Origin of the sequence: Rubrivirga sp., from assembly GCF_049648075.1 — a bacterium.
Taxonomy (GTDB): Bacteria; Bacteroidota; Rhodothermia; order Rhodothermales; family Rubricoccaceae; genus Rubrivirga.
Map to the genome: position 1 here is coordinate 1 of NZ_JBARYR010000587.1, position 4,142 is coordinate 4,142.

General features: G+C 66.8%; 3 protein-coding genes. 2 read left to right on the plus strand and 1 reads right to left on the minus strand.

Translation table 11 applies throughout. From position 1 onward, the window contains the following. Nucleotides 1-745, plus strand: a 745-nt coding sequence (locus tag WBA11_RS16230) for an NAD(P)-dependent oxidoreductase (RefSeq protein ID WP_424521696.1), incomplete at its 5' end; no start/stop codon positions are given. 175 nt (nucleotides 746-920) lie between these two features. On the opposite strand, the gene WBA11_RS16235 is transcribed toward WBA11_RS16230, so the two are convergent. After that, nucleotides 921-1,220, minus strand: coding sequence for a YhbY family RNA-binding protein (locus tag WBA11_RS16235; RefSeq protein WP_424521697.1), 300 nt, complete (start codon nucleotides 1,218-1,220; stop codon nucleotides 921-923). A 121-nt stretch (nucleotides 1,221-1,341) separates the two neighbouring features. On the opposite strand from WBA11_RS16235, the gene WBA11_RS16240 reads away from it, so the two are divergent. Continuing rightward, on the plus strand, nucleotides 1,342-4,142 hold a 2,801-nt coding region (locus tag WBA11_RS16240), incomplete at its 3' end, for a WD40/YVTN/BNR-like repeat-containing protein (protein ID WP_424521698.1).

Sequence of the window (4,142 nt, forward strand, 5' to 3'; positions counted from 1 at the left end):
GGAGGACCCCGAGGCATTTGTTGAGACCGTCGTCCGCATCGCTCCGGGTTTCGGCGGCATCCACCTCGAGGACATTCGAACACCGGATTGCTTCTGGATCGAGGAGGAGCTGATCCGCCGCCTCCCGCAGCCGGTCATGCACGACGACCAGCACGGAACGGCGACGGTGCTCTTGGCAGCGGTCTTTAGTGCCCTTCGCCAGACGGGCCGGCAGGGCGACCGCGACCTGACCTGCGCACAGGTCGGACTCGGCGCGGCCGGCCTTGCGATCGCTCGATTGCTGCTCACGGCCGGGTTCCGCGTCATCGGCGTCGATCCCGGTTCCGATGCCCGAAACCGCCTCGAAGCCCTCGGCGGAACGACTGCCAGCCTCGAGGACGCTGCCGCCCAAGCGGATGTCCTGATTGCCACGACAGGCGTCGTCGGGTTGCTCACTCCGGAGTTGATCCGCCCCGGCCAGATCGTGCTCGCGCTCTCTAACCCGGTCCCCGAAATCACGCCGGAGGCCGCCCTCGAGGCCGGCGCCGCGTTTGCCGCTGACGGCCGGAGCGTCAACAACGCGCTCGCGTTCCCGGGCCTGTTCAAGGCCGCTCTCGACGTGGGCGCACCTGCAATCACCAACCCGATGAAGATCGCGGCGGCCCAAGCGATCAGCGACCTGGCGCCGAATGAGGAGTTGGTCCCGAGCCCGTTCCACCCCGAGGTCCACACGCGCGTCCTCGAGGCCGTTCGGCGAGCGGCGTAGAAGGGGAATATTGCAAGGAAGGGGCAAGAGAGGAATCGATCCCTCCCGCCGTACTTGTTCAGGTTCGCCCTCGAGGACGCCCAGAATCGCCTCGGAGACTGTCTTACGGACTCCCGTCGTCCTCGAGGGCGCCACATCGCTCAGCCCTTTACCTCTTATACCCCAGCGCGGCGACCTAGCGCGGCAGTGCGATCGTCGGCTCCTCCGGGTCGGGACGGTAAAGCGTCACGTTGCGGCCCATCGTCTGGACGACGTGTGCGCCCGCTAGCTTTTCGGCGATCTCGTGCGCCAAGCTCTTCGCGCTGTCCGGCGCGTTCTCTAAGACGCGCACCTTGACCAGTTCGTGCTGCTGAAACGTCTCCAGCAGCGACCGGACGACGGCCGGCGTCACGCCGTCCTTGCCGACGTGGGCGGTCGGCTTGAGCGAGTGGGACAGGCCACGCAGGTGAGCGCGTTGCTTCGAGGTCAGGGTCATGGAGGATCGGGCAGCCAGGACACAGTATCCGACCTCAAGGGCGCTCCGTCCGGCGAGTCTGAGAGAACTCGACACGTCGAGGTCGCTGCGGTACACTGACCGACCCACGTCTCCGTCCTCGATGTACCGCTTTCTACTCGCCCTGCTTCTGCTCCCTGTCACCGCTCTCGAGGTCGAGGCGCAGCGGGTCCAGTACGACTCGACGCTGTTCTCGTCGCTCGAATACCGACTCGTAGGGCCGTTCCGAGGGGGCCGAGCGTCAGGCGTCGCCGGCATCGAGGGCGATCCGCTGACGTACTACCAGGGCGCGACCGGCGGTGGCGTCTGGCGAACGCGCGACGGCGGCGGAAGCTGGGAGAACATCTCGGACGGCTACTTCGGCGGGAGCATTGGGAGTGTGGCCGTCGCTCCGAGCGATCCCAATGTGATCTATGTCGGAGGTGGCGAAAAATCGCTTCGGGGCAACGTATCGCCGGGGTGGGGGATGTGGAAGAGCGACGACGCCGGCCGCTCGTGGCGGAGCCTGGGCTTCGAGGGCGGGCAGCACATCCCGCGCATGGTGGTCCACCCGCGCGACGAGGACGTGGTCTATGCAGCGGTTTTGGGACATGCGTTCGGGCCGAACGAGGAGCGCGGCGTCTTCCGCTCGCGCGACGGCGGCGAGACGTGGGAGCACGTCCTGTTCGTCAACGAGAACGCAGGCGCCTTCGAACTCGAGATGGACCCGACCAATCCGCGCATCCTGTACGCGAGCATCTGGCGCGTCCGCCGGACACCGTACAGCTTCTCGAGCGGGGGAGAGGGCTCGTCCATCTGGAAGTCGACCGACGGCGGCGACACCTGGACGGACATCTCGGGCGCGCCGGGCTTCCCCGAGGGCACGTGGGGCATCAGCGCGGTCTCGATTTCGCCGGCCGATCCCGACCGCGTCTACGCGCTCGTCGAGAACGAGAACGGTGGCCTGTTCCGCTCCGACGACGCGGGGGAGACCTGGACGTTGGTCTCGGCCGATCGCAATCTGCGCCAGCGCTCGTGGTACTTCACGCGCCTAGGCGCCGACTCCGAGGACCCCGACAAGGTGTGGGTGCTCAACGTCCAGCTCTGGGTGTCGGCCGACGGCGGGCGCACCTTCGAGGACGTCCGGACGCCGCACGCCGACCATCACGACATCTGGATCGCGCCCGAAGACGGCGACCGCATCGTGATCGCGGACGACGGCGGCGCCCAGGTCACGTTCGACGGCGGCGACACGTGGAGCACCTACCTCAACCAGCCGACGGCGCAGTTCTACCGCGTCACGACCGACAACCACTTCCCGTACCGGATCTACGGAGGCCAGCAAGACAACTCGACCATCCGAATCGCGCACCGCAGCGCCGGAGGCTCGATCACGGAGCGCGACTGGGAGCCCTCCGCCGGCGGTGAGTCCGGCTGGCTCGCTCCACACCCCGACGACCCAGACATCGTGTTCGGCGGGAGCTACGGCGGCTTCCTGCAGATGGTGAACCACCGGACCGGCGAGAGCCGCATCGTCAACGTGTGGCCCGAGAACCCGATTGGAGCACCCGCGAAGGATCTCAAGATCCGCTTCCAGTGGAACTTCCCCTTGCTGTTCTCCCAGTACCGAGATCCCGAAACGAACGACTTCCCCCTGTTCGCCGCTGGAAACCGTCTTTACCGCTCGACCAACTACGGTCAGACGTGGATTCCGATCTCGCCCGACCTGACGCGAGCCGACCCCGCCACCTTGGAGTCGTCAGGCGGTCCGATCACCCAAGACAACACGTCGGTCGAGTACTACGCGACCATCTTCGCCCTCGAGGAAAGCCCACACGACGAGGGCACGATCTGGGTCGGCAGCGACGACGGCCTGTTGCACATCACGCGCGACGGCGGCGACTCGTGGACCGACATCACGCCCGTCGAGCGACTCCTGCCGTCCGACGCGATGATCAACTCCATCGAGGCCGATCCCATGCGCCCAGGCGCTCTCTACGTCGCCGCGACACGCTACAAAGTCGACGACTTCGCCCCGTACCTCCTGCGCACCGCCGACTACGGTGCGACGTGGCAACGCATCGACGACGGCATTGAATCGCCCGCCTTCACGCGCGTCATCCGCGCCGATCCTGAGCGCGCTGGACTCCTGTACGCTGGCACCGAGCGCGGCATGTTCGTCTCGTTCGACGACGGCGAGAACTGGCAGCCGTTCCAGCTCAACCTGCCCATCGTGCCCGTCACCGACCTCGACGTGCGCCAGGGCGAACTGGTCGTCGCGACGCAAGGCCGCGGCTTCTACGTCCTCGATGACCTGACGCCGCTCCGCCAGCTCGAGCCCGCCGTCCTCCAAGCCGACGCGTGGCTGTTCGAGCCGAAGCCGACCTACCGCGTTGACGGGTACCGCCAAGCCGTGACGCGTGGCGCCGGCACCAACCCCGAGTCTGGCGTCGTCGTCCACTACCGACTCGCCGAAGCGATGCCCGACTCGGCCAGCGCTGCGCTCAAGATCATCGACCGGACGGGCGAAGTCGTCCAGACGTTTACGCCCGACGACGACGAGTTCGAGCTCCCCCTCGAGGCCGGTATGAACCGTGTCGTCTGGGGACGTCGCTACCCCGACGCCGCTCGGTTCGACGGGATGATCTTTTGGGGCGGCGGCTTGAACGGTCCGCAGGCGACCCCCGGCAGCTACACCGCGCGTCTCGTCCTCGAGGCCGACAGCCTGGAGGTCCCGTTTGAGATTCTACTGGATCCGCGTTCGTCCTCGACCCCGGACGATCTGCAGGCGCAGTTCGAGTTCTTGCGAGAGGTCCGAGACAAGGTGACGGAGGTCAACGAGTCGGTCGAGCAGGTCCGCGATCTACGGGCTCAGATCCGCTCTTTTCTGGCGAGGTTGCCCGACGGAGTATCAGGCGTTGACAC

Coding starts and splice junctions, on each gene's coding strand:
- WBA11_RS16235 (WP_424521697.1), bottom strand. CDS start 1,220: ATGACCCTGACCTCGAAGCAACGCGCTCACCTGCGTGGCCTGTCCCAC.